The sequence below is a fragment of the Caballeronia grimmiae genome (assembly GCF_000698555.1).
Lineage (GTDB): Bacteria > Pseudomonadota > Gammaproteobacteria > Burkholderiales > Burkholderiaceae > Caballeronia > Caballeronia grimmiae.
In genome coordinates this window covers 67,553-81,270 of sequence record NZ_JFHE01000011.1, presented here as the reverse complement: position 1 = coordinate 81,270, position 13,718 = coordinate 67,553, and the positions used below count along the sequence as shown (strand labels likewise).

At 61.2% G+C, this 13,718-nt stretch carries 23 protein-coding genes; 22 read left to right on the top strand and 1 reads right to left on the bottom strand.

Annotated elements, in window-relative coordinates; genetic code table 11:
* Positions 1-10 precede the first annotated feature (10 nt).
* The 16 genes from BG57_RS14220 to BG57_RS14155 all read left to right on the top strand — a co-directional run bounded on the left by BG57_RS14220 (position 11) and on the right by BG57_RS14155 (position 7,370).
* Positions 11-244 (top strand): transcriptional regulator, encoded by a 234-nt coding sequence (locus BG57_RS14220; RefSeq protein WP_035964496.1) that lies wholly within the window; start codon positions 11-13, stop codon positions 242-244.
* Positions 241-414 (top strand): hypothetical protein, encoded by a 174-nt coding sequence (locus BG57_RS33035; protein WP_160174733.1) that lies wholly within the window; start codon positions 241-243, stop codon positions 412-414. Before BG57_RS14220 ends, BG57_RS33035 begins: the two co-directional genes overlap by 4 nt.
* 195 nt (positions 415-609) lie before the next feature.
* Positions 610-1,050 (top strand): phage regulatory CII family protein, encoded by a 441-nt coding sequence (locus tag BG57_RS14215; RefSeq protein WP_035964494.1) that lies wholly within the window; start codon positions 610-612, stop codon positions 1,048-1,050.
* 2 nt (positions 1,051-1,052) lie between these two features.
* Positions 1,053-1,229, top strand: coding sequence for a hypothetical protein (locus tag BG57_RS33030; RefSeq protein WP_160174732.1), 177 nt, complete (start codon positions 1,053-1,055; stop codon positions 1,227-1,229).
* Positions 1,230-1,237: 8 nt separating this feature from the next.
* Positions 1,238-1,942, top strand: coding sequence for a phage antirepressor KilAC domain-containing protein (locus BG57_RS14210; protein WP_052005808.1), 705 nt, complete (start codon positions 1,238-1,240; stop codon positions 1,940-1,942).
* Positions 1,943-1,949: 7 nt separating this feature from the next.
* Positions 1,950-2,918: a helix-turn-helix domain-containing protein gene (locus tag BG57_RS31605; protein ID WP_081850904.1), complete on the top strand. Its 969-nt coding sequence runs from the start codon at positions 1,950-1,952 to the stop codon at positions 2,916-2,918.
* Positions 2,915-3,484 (top strand): PDDEXK family nuclease, encoded by a 570-nt coding sequence (locus BG57_RS14200; RefSeq protein WP_035964481.1) that lies wholly within the window; start codon positions 2,915-2,917, stop codon positions 3,482-3,484. Before BG57_RS31605 ends, BG57_RS14200 begins: the two co-directional genes overlap by 4 nt.
* Positions 3,485-3,552: 68 nt before the next feature.
* Positions 3,553-3,954 carry a hypothetical protein gene (locus tag BG57_RS14195; protein ID WP_229753862.1) on the top strand — a complete coding sequence of 134 codons (402 nt, stop codon included), beginning with the start codon at positions 3,553-3,555 and terminating at the stop codon, positions 3,952-3,954.
* Positions 3,951-4,538: a hypothetical protein gene (locus BG57_RS14190; protein WP_035964471.1), complete on the top strand. Its 588-nt coding sequence runs from the start codon at positions 3,951-3,953 to the stop codon at positions 4,536-4,538. The genes BG57_RS14195 and BG57_RS14190 overlap by 4 nt, the downstream gene beginning before the upstream one ends.
* The gene (locus BG57_RS14185; protein ID WP_035964462.1) at positions 4,535-4,903 is read left to right on the top strand and encodes a DUF4406 domain-containing protein; all 369 of its coding nucleotides are present in this window, start codon (positions 4,535-4,537) and stop codon (positions 4,901-4,903) included. The genes BG57_RS14190 and BG57_RS14185 overlap by 4 nt, the downstream gene beginning before the upstream one ends.
* Positions 4,900-5,331 carry a nuclease domain-containing protein gene (locus BG57_RS14180; RefSeq protein WP_035964454.1) on the top strand — a complete coding sequence of 144 codons (432 nt, stop codon included), beginning with the start codon at positions 4,900-4,902 and terminating at the stop codon, positions 5,329-5,331. Before BG57_RS14185 ends, BG57_RS14180 begins: the two co-directional genes overlap by 4 nt.
* On the top strand, positions 5,319-5,660 hold the full coding sequence (locus BG57_RS14175) for a hypothetical protein (RefSeq protein ID WP_152562591.1): 342 nt from the start codon (positions 5,319-5,321) through the stop codon (positions 5,658-5,660). Before BG57_RS14180 ends, BG57_RS14175 begins: the two co-directional genes overlap by 13 nt.
* Before the next feature lie 198 nt (positions 5,661-5,858).
* Positions 5,859-6,209 (top strand): phage protein NinX family protein, encoded by a 351-nt coding sequence (locus tag BG57_RS14170; protein WP_035964448.1) that lies wholly within the window; start codon positions 5,859-5,861, stop codon positions 6,207-6,209.
* A 170-nt stretch (positions 6,210-6,379) separates the two neighbouring features.
* Entirely contained in the window at positions 6,380-6,775 is a 396-nt protein-coding gene (locus BG57_RS14165; protein WP_035964929.1) for a hypothetical protein, read from the top strand.
* A 57-nt stretch (positions 6,776-6,832) separates the two neighbouring features.
* The gene (locus tag BG57_RS14160; RefSeq protein ID WP_035964441.1) at positions 6,833-7,102 is read left to right on the top strand and encodes a BrnT family toxin; all 270 of its coding nucleotides are present in this window, start codon (positions 6,833-6,835) and stop codon (positions 7,100-7,102) included.
* The gene (locus BG57_RS14155; RefSeq protein ID WP_035964438.1) at positions 7,086-7,370 is read left to right on the top strand and encodes a BrnA antitoxin family protein; all 285 of its coding nucleotides are present in this window, start codon (positions 7,086-7,088) and stop codon (positions 7,368-7,370) included. The genes BG57_RS14160 and BG57_RS14155 overlap by 17 nt, the downstream gene beginning before the upstream one ends.
* A 111-nt stretch (positions 7,371-7,481) precedes the next feature.
* On the opposite strand, the gene BG57_RS14150 is transcribed toward BG57_RS14155, so the two are convergent.
* Positions 7,482-7,697 carry a hypothetical protein gene (locus tag BG57_RS14150; RefSeq protein WP_035964435.1) on the bottom strand — a complete coding sequence of 72 codons (216 nt, stop codon included), beginning with the start codon at positions 7,695-7,697 and terminating at the stop codon, positions 7,482-7,484.
* Positions 7,698-7,734: 37 nt separating this feature from the next.
* On the opposite strand from BG57_RS14150, the gene BG57_RS14145 reads away from it, so the two are divergent.
* The 6 genes from BG57_RS14145 (at position 7,735) to BG57_RS14120 (ending at position 13,681) form a co-directional block, all read left to right on the top strand.
* On the top strand, positions 7,735-8,088 hold the full coding sequence (locus tag BG57_RS14145) for an HNH endonuclease (protein ID WP_035964925.1): 354 nt from the start codon (positions 7,735-7,737) through the stop codon (positions 8,086-8,088).
* 169 nt (positions 8,089-8,257) lie between these two features.
* Entirely contained in the window at positions 8,258-8,737 is a 480-nt protein-coding gene (locus tag BG57_RS14140; RefSeq protein ID WP_035964431.1) for a phage terminase small subunit P27 family, read from the top strand.
* A gap of 6 nt (positions 8,738-8,743) precedes the next feature.
* Positions 8,744-10,465 carry a terminase large subunit gene (locus BG57_RS14135; RefSeq protein ID WP_035964428.1) on the top strand — a complete coding sequence of 574 codons (1,722 nt, stop codon included), beginning with the start codon at positions 8,744-8,746 and terminating at the stop codon, positions 10,463-10,465.
* A gap of 51 nt (positions 10,466-10,516) precedes the next feature.
* The gene (locus BG57_RS14130) at positions 10,517-11,818 is read left to right on the top strand and encodes a phage portal protein (protein ID WP_035964424.1); all 1,302 of its coding nucleotides are present in this window, start codon (positions 10,517-10,519) and stop codon (positions 11,816-11,818) included.
* A 1-nt stretch (position 11,819) separates the two neighbouring features.
* Entirely contained in the window at positions 11,820-12,476 is a 657-nt protein-coding gene (locus BG57_RS14125; protein WP_035964420.1) for an HK97 family phage prohead protease, read from the top strand.
* 14 nt (positions 12,477-12,490) lie between these two features.
* Positions 12,491-13,681 (top strand): phage major capsid protein, encoded by a 1,191-nt coding sequence (locus BG57_RS14120; protein WP_035964417.1) that lies wholly within the window; start codon positions 12,491-12,493, stop codon positions 13,679-13,681.
* Positions 13,682-13,718 lie beyond the last annotated feature (37 nt).

Sequence of the window (13,718 nt, the reverse complement as noted above, 5' to 3'; positions counted from 1 at the left end):
ATATGCAGGTATGGACAAGCTACGCACATACCTCAATTCGATGGCTCCCGAGAAGCAGGAGGAGTTTGCGCGCCGCTGTGGGACGACGCTCGGTTACCTGCGCAAGGCGATCAGTGCAGACCAGCAGTTCGACGTTCAGCTCTGCATCAACATCGAGGTCGAAAGCATGGGTGCAGTCCGTTGCGAACACCTGCGCCCTAAGGTCACATGGTCAAAGCTTCGCGGCTCAGCGGTGGTGGCATGACTGATACACCACTGACCGCTGCGGAGCAGAAGGAAGTGCGCGCGATGCTGTTGGAACTCATCGCGAAAGGTTTTCCGGATGTTGCGCTGGACGAGGCGCGAAAGAAAGCGGTCCTGCAGTTCCGCCGACTGAAAGCGGATTCAGCAGGACCAGCCAAAGCAACGAGGTAAGCGGCGCGCGTCCTTCTTCTGCTGTTTTGAGCGTGGGGCTCACACAGTCTGATTGAGGACTACTAATCGCGCCGAGGTCTCTCAGGCACTTGCCGTTTGTCATTTTTGTTTTACCCCGTTTTCTGTGTCGTTTTTGCTTATGACGCCACTTTAACCGGGTCAACCCCTAGTAAAAACGTCTGTCCGGAGTAGCAATTGAACATCTCTGATGCCGCATACGCAGTTGCACACGACTACCCCGGTGGTTGCGAATCGCTCGCGCCGCGTATGGGCATGTCGGCGAACATCCTGCGCAACAAGGTGAACCCGAATAACACCACGCATCACCTGACGCTCGCTGAAGCGGTTCGGATGTCGCAGATCACGGGGGACGCGCGTATTGCGAAGGCCATCGCGGAAGAGCTCGGCTACACGCTGGTAGAAACGCCACGCGTCGAAGACTGCAACGACGCTGCGATCGTCGAGATGATGGGCAAGGCGTGGGAGACGCATGGCGACGTCGGCAAGGAAATCTGCAAGACATTGGATGACGGTCGGGTCGAGTTGAAGGAAGTAGACCGCGTTGAGAGCCGCATCTTCACGCACGCGCAAGTCCTTTTCACATTGGCTGCGCGGCTGCGCGGCATGGCAAATTAACCATGAACATTCCCGCGTTCCCGAACCTCATCACCACGGGCCGTTTCTTCGACGGTCCGCTCACCGCCGAATGGCAAGCGCGCGAGCGCGCTAAGTCCGAACCGAAGATCTGCATCGGTTGCGGCGCGAAGCAAAACGCCGACGGCACTCTGCCGTGCGGTCATGACCACGACCTGTGAGGTCATCCATGAACGAAATCGCACTGTCCGCGGCGCTCACGATGTCGAGCAAGGAAATTGCCGATCTCACGAACAAAGAGCACAAGAACGTGATGGCCGACATTCGCAAGATGCTCGACGAGCTCGGTTTGAGATCGGCTGATTTTTCAGCCAATGTCGCCGACGCGTATGGCCGCCTTCAGCCCGCTTTCTTTCTGCCGAAGCGCGAAACGCTGATCCTCGTCTCCGGATACAGCATCGCGATGCGCGCGCGAATCGTCGACCGCTGGCAAGAGCTCGAATCGCAAGTCGCCGCGTCGGCGCTACCCGACTTTACGAACCCGGCCGTCGCCGCCCGCGCATGGGCCGATGAGGTCGATAAGAATCTCGCGCTTCAGCAGCAGGTCATCGAGGCCGCGCCGAAAGTCGCCGCCCTCGAGCGCCTGACCGTTGCCGCGCAAGGCGCGATGTGCATCACCGACGCCGCGAAGAATTTGCAAGAGCAGCCGAAGCGCGTGTTCGAGTGGATGCAATCGAACGGATGGATCTATCGCCGCCCGGGCAACGCCACGTGGACGGCCTATCAGGACAAGATCCAGCGCGGCGTGCTCGAACACAAGATCACCACCGTCCATCGCACCGACGGCTCCGAGAAGGTCACCACGCAGGTTCTCGTGACCGCCAAGGGCCTCACCGAGATCGCGCAGAAGATGCGCGGTGCGGATCTCCACTGAGGCCCAGATGAGCACGATGATCATGTCGGCCTGCTGGCCGCTCCAAGGAATGTCGCTCGCGCAGAAGGCTGTTCTGATCTCGTTGGCGGACAACGCGAACGACCAGGGCGTGTGCTGGCCGTCCATCGCGACGATCGCGAAGCGCATTTGCGCATCAGAGCGCGCGGTGCAGAACGCAATCAAGTGGCTTGAGTCTGCGGGCATCGTGCTGGCGAATCGGAACAACGGACGGCACACGAGTTACACCATCACCCCCGCAGCATATGCACCCCCGAAGGAAATGCACCCCCGCACGAAATGCACCGGTGCAGATAACGACAGCACCCCAGCAGCAGATGCACCACACCCCCGCACGCCGTGCGTCCCACCCCCGCACCAGGTGCCGTCTAACCGTAAAGAACCGTCAGAAGAACCGTCATTGAACCGTCAACCTGCGCGGCGTGCGCCGCGAGTTGCGTTGCATGACGAGCTTCGTGCAATCGAACTTCCTCAAGGCATTACGCCGGAAGTCTGGGCGATGTGGTGCGAGCACCGCGAGGCGAAGGCCAAGGAAGCGCCTTGGACACGCGGTGCTGCGGCGGTATCGATCAAGCGCCTGGTGAAGCTGGCTGCTTCTGGCCAGTCGCCGGAAGTGACGATCGAGGAAGCGGTGCTGCGCGGCTGGACCGGCTTGTTTCCGGTGAAAGCGGATTCGGCGACTGTCGCGGCGGCAAACGGCGGGACGGCAATCGCTGCGGACTGGTGGAAGACGTCGAGCGGCATCGAGGCACGCGCCGCGCAGATCGGCGTCGCGAAGAAGGACGGCGAGACGTTCATGCACTTCAAAGTCCGCGTGTTCAAGGCCGCAGGCCCGGGCGAATGGATGGAAGACATGCTGCGCACGGTCGGCCGCGAAAGCGAAGACCGCTACGAAGCCCTGTACGCCTACTTCAACGACATTCCGCGCGATAAGAACGGCAACTCGGAGGCTGCGTGAGCAAGCGAGCACCTTGGCCGATGCACGTAGCGGCCGGCACAAAAACCGTCGGCACTGCGACCGTTCACGAGGAACGCGGCATCACCGGATACGCGCAACGCAAGCTGGCCCAGATCCACGGCACGCAGCCGAACAGCGAATTCGACGACATCGCGTCGTGCTCGGAGCCGGTCAAATCGGTCGCGCCGTCGGCGCGGAAGACGGCAACGCCGCGCGACGCTGCGAAGAAGGCCGTGCAGGCGCTGGGACGGCTGAAGGCTGGCGCGATGAACGCGACTGAGCGCCGGTATGCCGCTTACCTAGAGCAGCGAAAGCACGCCGGCGACATCGTCTGGTTCCGCTTCGAGGGGATGAAGTTCCGCCTGGCCGACAACACGTTCTATACGCCGGACTTCGCCGTGATGCTCGCGAGCGGTGAGTTGGAGTGTCACGAGGTGAAGGGCTATTGGCAAGACGACGCGCGGGTAAAGGTAAAGGTCGTCGCCGACCAGTATCCGCTTCGATTCATTGCGGTGACGGCAAACACGAAGAAGTCCGGCGGCGGCTGGGCAGTGGAGGAATTCTGATGGCAGGCAACAAGAAACCGCGCAAGGCCTATCGCCCGCGCGCGATCAACCCGACGGTCGGAATCGACGTGCTCGAGCGCCGCACACCGATGGACATCGCCCAGACGACGGATCTCGGCATCGCCTATCACGTCGCGCTCGACGAGATGCTGAAGGGGCGCGGCACGGAGGAGCACTGGTCGACGGTGGTCTGCGCGCTGAACATCACGCTTGTGCTGACTGAGCGCGGTTATGGCGCTGGCTTGATCGACGTCGTGAAGAGCGCGCTCGACGGTGCCGTGAGAACGCGTGACCGCGCACGCAAGTTCGGCAAGTGGGGATTCGACGGCGACGCCATGAACTACATCCGCATGTCGCTCGAGCTGCACGACGAGCAGATGCGCGTGACGACGAAGGCTGTGGTGTTGGATGCGCTCGCCGAGGTCCATCGCCGAATCGATTCTGGCGAATGCTTTAAGGAGGCAGCGTGAACAAGCCGTGGATTCGATGGGAAGCCGAGCACGACGCACTGCTGCGCCGCCTATGGAAAAGCCATCAGACCATCAAGAGCTTCGTACACCAGTTCCCAGGCCGATCCTGCTCGTCGCTTTCGCAGCGGGCAATAGCGTTAAGGCTCGGCCCGCGCGCGCCGCAGGTTCGGAAGCACATCTCTCTGACGCCGACAGATGACCTGATTCGCGTCGAGCTTCGGCGCGGGCCGATGGACGTCGTCGAGCTTTCGGCCAAGACCGGCATGTCGAACCGCTGTGTGACGGCCCGCATTAACCGCATGCACGAGCGCGGCGAAGTCCACATCCACGCATGGGAGCGATTCCACGTCAGCGGATACCCCGCGCGAATCTGGGCGCTCGGCAGCGGCCGCGATGCCAAACGACCGGCCGCATCAACCGGCGCGAAGAAGTGGCGTCGGCGGATGGCCGCCCTGAAGAACGACCGCCCGGACGAATACGAACGCCTGATGGCTCGTCGTCGCCACCAGTCTCGCATGCGCGCTGGAACGATCGTCCGTCGTGATCCGCTCGTCGCCGCTCTTTTCGGAGAAGTCACCGCATGAAGCTCTATATCGCCGGCCCGATGTCCAATCTGCCCGAACTGAATTTCCCGGCATTCCACGCCGAAGCAGCACGCCTGCGCGCGCTCGGCTACGAGATCGTCAACCCGGCAGAAATCGACGTCGGCCCGAATCCTGACTGGCTGTCGTGCATGCGCGCCGACATTCGCGAGCTCGTGCTTTGCGACGGCATCGCGCTCTTGCCGGGCTGGGGCCAGTCTCCCGGCGCAACTCTGGAGCACACGATCGCACGCGGCCTCGGTCTGCGCGTCTACCAATCGCGACACATCATCGGCCTCGCCGCCGACATGCCGGTGATTTCGCAAGACGCCGTTGTCGAGCTGCTCGACGAAGCGGAGGCCGCGTGAAGCGATCGGCACCGCTCGCACGCAAGACGCCGATGAAGCGCTCTGCGTGGCCGCTGGCCGATCGCGCGACGTCGCTGCGCCGGTCAACACTGAAGGCGCGCGTGAAGAAGCCGACCGTCGCCGAAGGGTCGAAGTACTTGGACGCGTGCCGCGGCGAGCAGTGCTTTCTGCGCGTGCCGGGCGTCTGCATCGGTGCGGAGACGGTCGTGCCGGCGCACAGCAATCAAGCACGGCACGGAAAGGGCGCAGGCCTAAAAGCGAAACACGAGTTCACTGTGCCCGGCTGCATGGCGTGCCACTCGTGGATCGATCAAGGAAAGGCTCCGCGTGCGGAGAAATTCGAAACGTGGGATCGCGCGTATGAGGCGTGGCAGCCCGTGCGTGCCGCAAAGATGGGTTTGAAAGAGGAAAACGAATGCGATGCCTGATCTACATTCCCAGCACCACTCACTGGCGCACGCCGCGCTCTCGCAGCGGCCGTCGCTATGCACCCGAGAGAGTGACGTCGGACTTCCTGATCGAAACGACCGTGTACCGGATTGCACTGCCGAAGACTCAAAACCGGCTCCTGCCGTATGTCTTGGTCGACGCATGGATCCCGGAAGACAACCGCAAGGGGATACCGATTCTAGATCCCGCCTGGATCGAGCCGGGCATCTACCGCACACGCGCTCTGATCAAACACAACGTGAAGACGCTGGCGCCGTTCCTCGCGAGCGGCTTGGAAGAAATGGACGTGAGCAAGGAGGCCGCATGATCCCCGACAACTTCGACGCGATGTATTACGCACTCGGCATCAAGCGCCGTGATTGGGCCAAGCCTGGGGAGCAGAAATGAACAGCATGACGCTCACTTTGTTGGTGGCATCTCTGACTGTTGTTGCCTTCTGGTTGGGTGTGTTCATCGGCATAAAGACGGTTAGCTCGATCGACTCCGCAGTTGCGAGGGCCATGGAATGAACGTCGCTCAACTATCCGGAGCACAGCTCGACTACTGGGTCGCAAAAGCAGAAGGTCTCGAAGCCCAGGTAAAGCACGCATGCGGGATGGACTGGTGTCAGGTCGACGTGCAGTACGCCGGCTTCATTCAGTACCAACCTTCCGAGAACTGGCACATCGCGGCACCGATCATGGAGCGGCAGAAGTACGTCGTCTACCCCATGCCGCGCGTAGACGGCAAGCTCGAATGGTTGGCCGAGGCTGGTCTTAATCCAATTTTCCACGGCATGTTCACGGACGAGTCGCCGAAGGTCGCGATCTGCCGCCTGCGCGTCGCGGAAGCCTTTGGGCACGAGGTGCGCGAGTGACCGCGCGTGCGTTTCGCGACCCGCTTCAGCAACTGATTTATCGAGAGGGGCAGTCATGCAAGGGCTGCCCGCACGAACGAACCTTCGAATTCATCGGCTCCATGCAAAACATCTGCGCCATCGGCAAAAACCACGGATACCGCTGCGAACAATATGGGAAGAGGACGAACATGACGACGAGCGCAATCGCCGCTGACGAGATCGATGCTGTGTTGACAGAGTGGTACGAATGGAGCGAGGCGTATCAGCCTGCCGTCGGATACGGCCGCGCGAGCGCGATGTTCCGCGACTGCCGCAGCAGCCGCCAATGGATGAGTTACGACGAGATCGGCGATGTCGTCGACAGCCAACTGCGCTCCGCGACCGGGCAAGCGGTCGAGCCGATCATCCAGACGTTGTCGCTCGCGCACCGCATCGCCGTCATGACCGCCGTGCGCAACTTCGTCGCGGGCGCTGTCGTATTCACGAACCCGCGCAGCCCTGCGACGCAGGATCGAGACTATGCAGAGGCCAAAGCCCTGATGCGTCCTGCGTTGCTCGCGAAAGGACTCATCTGCGCGCCGTGATTGTGTAGCTACAAATATTCCTTGCGCTTGTTAATAGCTGTAGCTACAATTATTCACATGGACATCACATACGACCCGGCCAAGAACGAAGCGAACGTCGCGAAGCACGGCGTATCACTTGCGCTGGCAAGCCTCTTGGACTGGTCTGATGTGATGGCCTACGTTGATGTGCGTAACGACTACAAGGAAGTGCGGGAAGTCGGTTTCGGCATCATCGACTCTCGTCTCTACTGCGTGGTGTTCACGCAGCGCGGCGACAGCATGCACATCATCAGCATGCGCAAAGCAAATAAGCGCGAGGTGAAAGACTATGTCGAGCAAGCCTAAGATCATCATGCCGACGGACGAAGAGAACGAGGCAATCAATCGCGGCATCGCCGCAGATCCGGACACGTACGAAGTCCCGAGCGAGGACTTCAAGAAGATGAAGCGTCTCGGCCCGCGTGGGCGCCCTCGGCTCGACTCGCCGAAGGTGCTGCTGTCCGTGCGTTACGATGCGGACATCGTCGAAGCGTTCAAGGCGTCGGGGGATGGTTGGCAGACGCGCATGAACGATGCGCTACGCGATTGGCTGAAGGATCACCAGCCAGCGTGATCATCACAAAGGGGTTGTAAACCAGTTCGTATTGTCGTAGTATTTCGCGCGTGGGGCGTTCGCTCGCCCAAAGAAAAGCCCGCTCGGTTCGCGCCGCGCGGGCTTTTTTGCTTATTGTTCGGCGGAAGCATCTCTGTTGAGTTGCTCGAACATCGAGTTCGCCAGCGTTGCCAAGTACAGCGCGTCGGCTTTCGCATTCTCTTCTGCGAGTTGCTTGCTACCTGTTCCAAGCAGCTTGATAGTTCCGTCTTGCAGTGCCGCAGTGATTGCTTCTTTGGTGATGGCAAGAGCGGAGCTCGTTGAGAATCGACCCACGATTTCCTCCATAGTTTTGCCGGCCTATCCGGCGCAACGATTCTACGATATGCCGAGCAGACCGATGCGCCCCTGCAAGCATCGCGGGTGCAGCGCTCTCGTGCCTGGTGGCAAGTCGTACTGCGAGCCGCACGCGAGCGAGGAAGTGAAGTGGAAGCCTGACGCGGTGCGTGGCAATCGCCACGCGCGCGGATATGGCAGCGCGTGGGTCAAGCGTCGCGAGCGCATCCTGCTTCGTGACTGCGGACTGTGTCAGGCCTGCCGTCGTGCTGGTCGTGTGACCGTCGCGACCGAGGTCGATCACCGCGTGCCTAAGTCTCAGGGCGGCACCGATGAAGACGAGAACCTGCAGTCGATCTGCCGCGCATGCCACAAGACGAAGACCGGCAGCGAGCGGCGATGACGACGGGAGGGGTGTAGGCAAAGTCCAGCCGGAACCGGCTTGGGACCGACCGTTCCGTCGAATTTTCACGGCCGCGAAATATAAAAATCGATTTTCGGGCCGCTGAGTTCGGCGGCGAGTAAGAGTTACAACGGCAAAATGCCGAAAATGGTTGCAAACGGAGAGAAAAATGGCCGGTGTTAAAGGCCGCTCCGGGCGCCGCGCCAAGCCCACGGCCAAAAAGGAACTGGCCGGCAATCCGGGCAAGCGGGCATTAAATAAAGACGAGCCGGACTACGGGCAAGTCACGAATATCGAGTGTCCCGCGTGGATCGAGGGATATGCCGCGGAGATGTGGACGCGGGTCGCGCCTTCGCTCTGCAAACACAAGATAGTGCAGATGACCGACGTGCATAACCTCGAGATCTTCTGCGAGGCGTATGGTCGGCATCGCCTCGCCAGTGAGGACTTGCGGAAAAACGGGCTCGTCGTGCTGAGCGCGCAGGGCGCGCCGATGAAAAACCCAGCCGCGACGATCCAGAACGAGGCCGCGCGGCAGATGGCGACGTTCGGTGCGCTGCTTGGACTCGACCCATCGAGCCGTCAGAACATGGTAGGCGGCGCCAAAAAGAAGCCCGACAACCCATTCGGCGCGCTGCTCGGAAGCTAATTCACGATGTCAACAACGTATCCGCGCGTGGAGCAAGGGCTCCAATTCGCGCGCGACGTCGTGCGCGGCAAGCGCCCGGCCGGTCGGCTGGTCGTGCTCGCATGTCAGCGGCATCTCGACGACCTCGCCGCGAGCAGGAAGAAGGAATTTAAGTGGAAGTTCGACGCGGCGACGGCTGAGAAGAAGCTGGCGCTGATCGAACTGATGCCGCACACGAAGGGCGAGTGGGCGTTCAAGCGCCAGCTCGTTACGCTCGAGCCGTGGCAGAAATTCGGCCTGATGTGCACGTTCGGCTGGCTGAACAAGCGCACGGGCAAGCGTCGATTCCGCGAAAGCTACTGGGAAGTGCCACGGAAGAACGGCAAATCGGTCATCGCGGCGGGCGTGGGCATCGGCATGTTTGTGCTCGACGACGAGTTCGGCGCCGAAGTGTATGCCGGCGCGACGACCGAGAAGCAGGCGTGGGAGGTGTTCCGGCCCGCGCGGCTGATGGTAAAGCGCTCGCCGCTGCTCATCGAGGCCGCGGGCATCGAGGTGAACGCCTCGAACATGAACAAGCCGGAGGACGGCAGCCGCTTCGAGCCGCTGATCGGCAATCCGGGTGACGGCGCGTCGCCGTCGTGCGCGATCGTCGACGAATATCACGAGCACGACAGCTCGGCGCTGTACGAAACGATGTTGACCGGCATGGGCGCCCGTCGCCAGCCGCTCATGTTCATCATCACGACGGCCGGCGCGAACATCGAAGGGCCGTGCTACGACAAACGTCGACAGACGATCGAAATGCTTGAGGGCACGGTGCCCGATGACGAGCTTTTCGGCTGGATCTGGACCATCGACGAAGGCGACGACTGGACCGACCCGCGGGTGCTGGCGAAGGCCAACCCGAATATCGGCATTTCGGTCTATCAGGACTATCTGGAAAGCCAGCAGCAGCGCGCGATTAAGTCTGCGCGCTTCACGAACACGTTCAAAACGAAGCATCTGAACGTCTGGACGTCGGCAAAGGCGGGCTATTTCAACCTGGAAGACTGGAAGAACTGCGAGGACGCGACGCTCACGCTGGAGCGGTTCGAGGGGCAAGACTGCATTCTCGCGCTCGACATGGCGCGGAAGCTCGACTTGAACAGCATGGCGCGGCTCTTTTACCGCGACATCGACGGCCGACGGCATTATTACAGCGTCGCGCCGCGCTTCTGGGTGCCGGAAGACACGGTGAAGAACACCGAGAACCGGCGGATGGCCGAACGCTATCAGAAGTGGGTGAATACGGGCCATCTGCTCGAGACCGAAGGGGCCGAAATCGACTATCGCGACATCCAGCATGAGGCGGTTTTGTCGAACCACAGTTGTCCGGTGCAGTGCGTGCCGATGGACCCGCACGGCGCGACAAACCTCGCTCACCAGCTCGAAGACGAAGGGCTGACGCCGGTCACCATCGTTCAGAACTACACGAACATGTCCGATCCGATGAAGGAACTTGAGGCCGCGATCACTTCGGGCCGGTTCCATCACGACGGCAACCCGATCATGACCTGGTGCGTAAGCAACGTGGTCGGGAAGAACCTGCCGGGCAACGACGATGTCGTGCGTCCGATCAAGCAGGGTAACGACAACAAGATTGACGGCGCCGTGGCGCTGATTATGGCGATCGGTCGAGCAATGCTCGCCGGACATGATCCTGACTTGGACGGATTCACGTCCAACCCGATCGTCGTCAACTGGTAACGGCCGATTGGCGTAACGCAAACAGGGCGAATTTTGGAAAAGAAACCGGGAATGCTGACGCGAGTGAAATCCGCGTTGGTAAGCACCGTCACGTCTAGCCGAAGCACGCTCATTTCGCTCACGGACGGCAGCTTCTTCGCGCGGTTCTTCGGCACCGCAAGCGCGTCTGGCGCGATCGTCAGCACGGATTCGGCGTTGCGCGTCGCGACCGTATGGCGATGTATCAACCTTATCGCAGGCGCGATCGCCACGCTGCCGATCAACGTCTACCAGGACGATCCGGACGGTAGCGGGCGGGTGATCGCGAGCAACCATCCGCTGCAGTTCCTGCTGCATAGCGAGCCGAACAACGAACAGACGGCGGTCGAATTCTTCGAATTCATCCTGCTGAGCTTGCTGTTAGCGGGCAACGCCTACGTTTGGAAGCAATACAACAGCGGCGTCGGCGGCAGCCGGCGGATTTTGAACCTGATTCCGCTTGTGCCGATCCGCGTATCCGTGAATCGGCAGAACGACAACTCGCTGCGGTACGACTACGTCGACTTTAACGGGAACGTGTACCGAGGGCTATCGAAGGATGACATTCTGCATATCAAGGGGCCGTCGCTCGACGGCTTCTTGGGCCTTTCGCCGCTCAGCTATGCGCGCGAGGTCATCGGTACGACCATCGCTGCGAATTCGGCCGGTTCGACCGTATTCAAAAACGGATTGAAGGCGTCCGGAGTGCTGCAGAGCGACCAGATCCTGACGCCGAAGCAGCGCGAGGACCTGCGCAACAGCATGCAGACGTTCGGCGCGAACGCCGGCGGAGTCATCACGCTGGAAGCGGGGTTCAAGTATCAGCAGATCACGATGTCGCCGGCGGACGCGCAGCTGCTCGAGACGCAAAAGTTCAACGTCGAAGAGATCTGCCGCTGGTTCGGGGTGCCACCGCATATGGTCGGCAGTACATCTAACTCGACGTCGTGGGGTTCAGGACTTGAGCAGCAGACGCTCGGCTTTCTAACGTACTGCCTGCGACCGTGGATCGCGCGCATCGAGGACGCGATCAAACGGAGCTGCTTCAGCGACGCGGAGAAGGCGCGCGGGCTCTACGCGGAGTTCAGCGTCGAAGGTTTGCTGCGTACGGATAGCGCGGCGCGCGCGTCCTACTACTCGAGCATGACGCAAAACGGCATTTACACGCGTGACGAAGTGCGCCGTCTCGAAAACATGCCGCCTAAGGGCGGAAACGCCGAGGTTTTGACCGTGCAATCGGCGCTCATGCCGCTCGACAAGCTTGGCGAGGCCGCGCAGAGCGCCCCGTCGAAGGTCGAACAGACGGATCCCGTCGCGGAAACCAGGAAGGTCTGACATGCATATTCAAACGAAATCGATCGAGTTCAAGGCCGATTCGCTGACCGAGCAGGGCTCATTCTCGGGCTACGGAAGCGTTTTCGGCGTGCTGGACAGTTGGGACGACATCGTGGCGCCGGGCGCGTTCACGAAGAGCCTGCAGAGCCTCGCGAGCAAGGGGCGCGCGGTCCCAATCTTGTGGCAGCACGACACCGAGAACCCGATCGGCGTGTGGAGCGACCTCAAAGAGGACAGCGTCGGTCTCTTCGGTGACGGCTCGCTTTGGCTGGACGACGCCCCGAGCGCGAAGCTCGCCTATAAGGGCATGCAGTCGCGCGCGATCACCGGCCTGTCGATCGGATACATCACGCGGTCGGCCGATTACGACCAGAAGACCGGGATCCGAACTCTGAAGGAACTGGATCTGATCGAAATCAGCGTGGTGACGAGCCCCGCGAACGATGAAGCGCGCATCACGAATTTCAAATCGCGCATTGCAGAAGGGTCGCTCACCGAGCGCGATTTCGAGAACATCCTGCGGGATGCAGGATTCTCGCGGTCGGACGCGGTGGCGATCACAAATCACGGCTTCAAGAGTTTGCTCCAGCGGGATGCTGGCGTGCGAAGCGACGAAATCAAGGCAGTTTTCGATGCTTTCAGCATCGCCAAAATCTAACTCTGGAGAGTCACATGGACGCAGCAGAAATCAAAGCAGGTCTCGACAAGATCAACGATCAGGTCCGGGAACAGGGCGAACGCGCTCTCGCCGAGGCCAAGAAGGGCGTCGAAATGGCGTCTGGCCAGAAAGAGCGAATCGACGAGATGCTCGTGAAGCAGGGCGAGCTCCAAGCGCAGATGGATGCGATGGAAAAGAAGTACGGCCCGGGTGCCGCCGGCGGCCGCAGCGAGCAGAAGTCGATTGGTCGACAGTTCGTCGAGTCGGAGCAGTTCAAGGCAATCGCCGCCGGCCAGCGCGGCGCTCCCGCGAACCTCTCGGTGAAGGCAATCACCAGCGCGACCACGGCGAACACCGACGGTAACGGCGGTGTGACGGTGTTCTCGCAACGTCTCGCCGGCATCCAGATGCTTCCGGACCGCCCGATGACGATTCGCGACCTGCTCGCGCCCGGCACGACGAACTCGAATCAGATTGAGTACATCAAGGAGACCGGCTTCACCAACAACGCGGCGATCCAGGCGACGGAAGGCGCGCCGAAGGCTGAATCGACGATGCAGTTCGGCGCAGCCACCGCGAACGTTGTGACGATCGCCCACTTCATGAAGGCATCGAAGCAGATCCTCGACGATTCGCCGCAACTCGAATCGATCATCGACAACCGCCTCCGTTATGGCCTCGAATACGCCGAAGAACAAGAAATCCTGTTCGGCTCGGGCGCTTCGGGGCATCTGAACGGCGTCTACACGCAAGCCACCCCGTACGTGGCACCGGCTGGCGTGACAGTCGCCAACCAGAACTACGTCGACACGCTACGTCTCGCGATGCTCCAGGCCGCACTCGCACTGTTCCCGGTGACGGGCTTCGTGCTGAACCCGACGGATTGGGCGCAGGTCGAGCTGACGAAGGACGCGGAAGGCCGTTACATCTTTGTGTCGCCTGCAAATTCGGCTCAGCCGTCGCTATGGGGTCGCACGGTGGTCGAGTCGCTTGCGATGACGGTCGGACAGTTCCTCACCGGCGCGTTCAAGCAAGGCGCTCAGATCTTCGATCGCGAGCAAGCGAACGTGCTGCTGTCCAGCGAAGACGGCAACAACTTCACGACCAACATGGTCACGATCCGTGGTGAAGAGCGTCTCGCTCTTGCTGTGTATCGCCCCGAGTCGTTCATTAAGGGCGCTCTTGCGGCGGCAAGCGGCGGCTAAGCGGTGATCCTCGCGCGCCGGCAACCCGCTGGCGCGC

Coding starts and splice junctions, on each gene's coding strand:
- BG57_RS14220 (WP_035964496.1), top strand. CDS start 11: ATGGACAAGCTACGCACATACCTCAATTCGATGGCTCCCGAGAAGCAG.
- BG57_RS33035 (WP_160174733.1), top strand. CDS start 241: ATGACTGATACACCACTGACCGCTGCGGAGCAGAAGGAAGTGCGCGCG.
- BG57_RS33030 (WP_160174732.1), top strand. CDS start 1,053: ATGAACATTCCCGCGTTCCCGAACCTCATCACCACGGGCCGTTTCTTC.
- BG57_RS14210 (WP_052005808.1), top strand. CDS start 1,238: ATGAACGAAATCGCACTGTCCGCGGCGCTCACGATGTCGAGCAAGGAA.
- BG57_RS31605 (WP_081850904.1), top strand. CDS start 1,950: ATGAGCACGATGATCATGTCGGCCTGCTGGCCGCTCCAAGGAATGTCG.
- BG57_RS14185 (WP_035964462.1), top strand. CDS start 4,535: ATGAAGCTCTATATCGCCGGCCCGATGTCCAATCTGCCCGAACTGAAT.
- BG57_RS14175 (WP_152562591.1), top strand. CDS start 5,319: ATGCGATGCCTGATCTACATTCCCAGCACCACTCACTGGCGCACGCCG.
- BG57_RS14170 (WP_035964448.1), top strand. CDS start 5,859: ATGAACGTCGCTCAACTATCCGGAGCACAGCTCGACTACTGGGTCGCA.
- BG57_RS14165 (WP_035964929.1), top strand. CDS start 6,380: ATGACGACGAGCGCAATCGCCGCTGACGAGATCGATGCTGTGTTGACA.
- BG57_RS14160 (WP_035964441.1), top strand. CDS start 6,833: ATGGACATCACATACGACCCGGCCAAGAACGAAGCGAACGTCGCGAAG.
- BG57_RS14155 (WP_035964438.1), top strand. CDS start 7,086: ATGTCGAGCAAGCCTAAGATCATCATGCCGACGGACGAAGAGAACGAG.
- BG57_RS14150 (WP_035964435.1), bottom strand. CDS start 7,697: ATGGAGGAAATCGTGGGTCGATTCTCAACGAGCTCCGCTCTTGCCATC.
- BG57_RS14145 (WP_035964925.1), top strand. CDS start 7,735: ATGCCGAGCAGACCGATGCGCCCCTGCAAGCATCGCGGGTGCAGCGCT.
- BG57_RS14140 (WP_035964431.1), top strand. CDS start 8,258: ATGGCCGGTGTTAAAGGCCGCTCCGGGCGCCGCGCCAAGCCCACGGCC.
- BG57_RS14135 (WP_035964428.1), top strand. CDS start 8,744: ATGTCAACAACGTATCCGCGCGTGGAGCAAGGGCTCCAATTCGCGCGC.
- BG57_RS14130 (WP_035964424.1), top strand. CDS start 10,517: ATGCTGACGCGAGTGAAATCCGCGTTGGTAAGCACCGTCACGTCTAGC.
- BG57_RS14125 (WP_035964420.1), top strand. CDS start 11,820: ATGCATATTCAAACGAAATCGATCGAGTTCAAGGCCGATTCGCTGACC.
- BG57_RS14120 (WP_035964417.1), top strand. CDS start 12,491: ATGGACGCAGCAGAAATCAAAGCAGGTCTCGACAAGATCAACGATCAG.